We start from the raw sequence: 2,754 nt of genomic DNA, 5'->3' as shown, positions 1-2,754 counted from the left end.
GAAACAACGATCAATTTTTATTGCATAAGCTGATAGTTCAATCAGTTGTGACAATGAGGAATGACCAGTCCCAAAATCATCAACTAAAATTTTTATTCCTAGTTCACTTAAACAACTTAACCTAGCTAAAGTCGATGTATCAGATGAAGCTTTCGATGTTTCGGTGATTTCAAGTTCAAGTAATTCCCTTAAGTCTTTATTTTCAGAATACAATCTGAGTAATTTTTCGAAAAATATCATCCATAATTTCTAAACCTGTCAGGTTTGTAGAAATTGGATATCTAGGTAGATTTTTAGGCCATTGTTTTATTATCTTGCTCGCTTGTTCTGACTTAATATCGTTCTAAAAATATCTCAGTAATATTTCTTAGAATAATTGTTAAACTTAGCGTATGTCTCCGTCTATTTATGAAAACGGGAGACATTTTATGAAATTTTGGGGATGGGCGTTAGCTAGTAGCATTTTGGTAACTTCTGGATTAGTCTTTATAATACAATTGATTGATTACGGCAGTTATCAAAATCAATCAATTGGATATCAATTGCCAAACCAAAACATTGTTAGTCCGCAACCAGTTGTTACTTCTGAATTGATATCAACTTCGGCTGAACCCGTTAAGGGTCGTATTAGCGAACCATGTAAATCTGTCGAAACAAGCCTAAAAAATTGGACAGCTTATTTCAACAATGATTTTTCGCCTGCCGATCATGCATTGAAAATCAAACAATCTGTTCAGCAGGCTTTCAGAGATTTCGATAACTATATAAAACTTGACACCTCAGAAGCTGAGATATTGACATTCCTGCACGATTGTTCAAGTCAAAATGAAACTGTCTATCCCTTGGTAGAATTTACAGAACAGGTCCTAAGTAATTATAAATCTAAAAGTGCACGGCTACACCTTGTCCACATGCAATTAAATAATCCACAGCTATCCGACCAACAAGTATTCAAAATGCTGTTACTTACCAACTTTGAATCAGTTCCTGTAATCGTTGATCTTTCTCAAAATATCAAAGTGTCGCCTCAAACGTGGGGGCTGTTGCTTTTACTCGCCACATCTCGAGATTTTCAAAAACGAATACCAAAACTCGATGATAAGAAAGCCGATTTTCTAGAGCAGCAGCGATTATCATTTTTGTTAACGTTGCTTGGAAAAATACCCAAGGATTTTCCACTGTCTGATATTCAGACCTTGGCAGACGCCATCAAACTGATTTCAAAGTTTGGTCATTCAATGGATGCACACGAACAACTCGATAAAATATCCTCAAGAATGACAGTGCAACAAACTTTATACCTACTAAATGCCTTGTTTACTGATGGTGTGCCGTCGTTTGAGTCTTTACAATCGCGTGTGTTACTAATGGAAAAGCTGTACAACGATCCAAGCAAAGCATTTGAACAGTTTTTAATTGAGCATCTTCAACATTCCACTATTCATCCAGATTTTGCTCGATGGCTTGTTATGCTTTTTCAACTACAGCAAAGCCAAGACTTCGAAAGCTTGGTGAAATATTTTTTTGAAAGAGGTGAGAGTGATTATTGGTTGAGGTGGATGTTGACTAGGCATCCAGATAACACTCAAGCGTTAGGCAAAAAGCTTCGTAACGTAAGAGGGAAAGAGGCGATTGGTATTGCAAAACGCATTATTGAGATTGCAGAGATGGAGGGGGGATTAGCGATGAACCCAGCTATCTACACGCCCAGTTAACCTTATTTGAATATCATGTAATAAACGGAACCTTGCGAGATTTCTTAGAAAATTTGGAAGCTTCGTTACAATACGTGCCCGAAGGATTGCTCGATTCGCTGCTGTTGCAAACTACAGTGCAGATCCAAGATTTTAGTTATGCTCAATGGATACTGGATGAATCGCACAACTTATCTACCCTGGAACGTACACTCTATCAAGCCATTATTTTCGAAAATAATGGCAACAATAAAGAGGCCATTGAGGCGATAGAAGCCTACACCAGTCAATATGATAACAACATGACATTGCTAAATAATTTAGGCACAAGTTACCTAGATATGGGCGACTATCGACAGGCAAGCAAATATTTTGAACAAAGTCTGGAGCTTGCGAAAACGTCTGAATACATGTTTACCGTCAAGAAAAATATGGCTATTTGGGCTTTACAACAAGGTGAAATCAATACGGCTAAACTTTACATAAGGCATTTACCGGATTCCCAGTTAACCCACAAGCGGGTAATAGCCGACCTGCTGCAGTTGGCTGTTGAAGACAATCCATCTCAGATACAAGCAATTGTCAGTCGGATAGAAAAAAACAGGTACAGCATACCCAGTTCTGTGATGAGTCACTACACCATTCACGCCTTACAAAAGGCGTCAGACAATTTAAATAATCCAATTTTTAGTGAAATTATAAGAAAAATCGTGTTGAATTAGGTATTCGGGTTTAACAGTAAAAATTTTAAAAAACTAACCAGAAAAGGAGATAGCGGATGTTTCTGCCAGGAGGACACCGATTAAGAGATTACGTGATACGCGGGGTGTTAGGGTCAGGCGGATTTGGCATCACCTATTTGGCATCGACCTCACTTGGTAAGCTGGTCGCGGTAAAGGAATATTACCCGCGTTTTTTCTGTGGCCGGGTAGGGCAAGATTATACGGTCACGGTATCGTCCAGTACTGTAACGGTAGACTTATCTTGGAGACCTAGTTAGAGGTATTATTAATACAACTAAAGAGGTTTTAAATGACAAGAAAATTATCAACTGAGTTTA

At 38.1% G+C, this 2,754-nt stretch carries 3 protein-coding genes; 2 read left to right on the top strand and 1 reads right to left on the bottom strand.

Annotation, left to right across the window (positions count from 1 at the left end; genetic code table 11):
- The coding region (locus N7931_RS19120) for an EAL domain-containing protein (protein WP_262795937.1) at positions 1 to 240 on the bottom strand (240 nt) is incomplete at its 3' end.
- Between the two features lie 188 nt (positions 241 to 428).
- Between N7931_RS19120 and N7931_RS19115 the strand changes: the two genes are divergently transcribed.
- A complete protein-coding gene (locus N7931_RS19115) occupies positions 429 to 1,715 on the top strand; it encodes a hypothetical protein (RefSeq protein WP_262795936.1) in 1,287 nt (428 codons plus the stop codon).
- Positions 1,716 to 1,747: 32 nt separating this feature from the next.
- Positions 1,748 to 2,416, top strand: a complete 669-nt coding sequence (locus N7931_RS19110) for a tetratricopeptide repeat protein (RefSeq protein WP_262795935.1) — start codon at positions 1,748 to 1,750, stop codon at positions 2,414 to 2,416.
- Positions 2,417 to 2,754: the final 338 nt, after the last annotated feature.

It is taken from the genome of Catenovulum sp. 2E275, from assembly GCF_025515275.1.
Lineage (GTDB): Bacteria > Pseudomonadota > Gammaproteobacteria > Enterobacterales > Alteromonadaceae > Catenovulum.
The sequence above is the reverse complement of the archived record's forward strand: the minus strand, read 5'-3'. Positions and strand labels throughout refer to the sequence as shown.

What these genes read in the sequence shown, in the direction of transcription:
- N7931_RS19115 (WP_262795936.1), top strand. Translation starts at nt 429, where the DNA reads ATGAAATTTTGGGGATGGGCGTTAGCTAGTAGCATTTTGGTAACTTCT.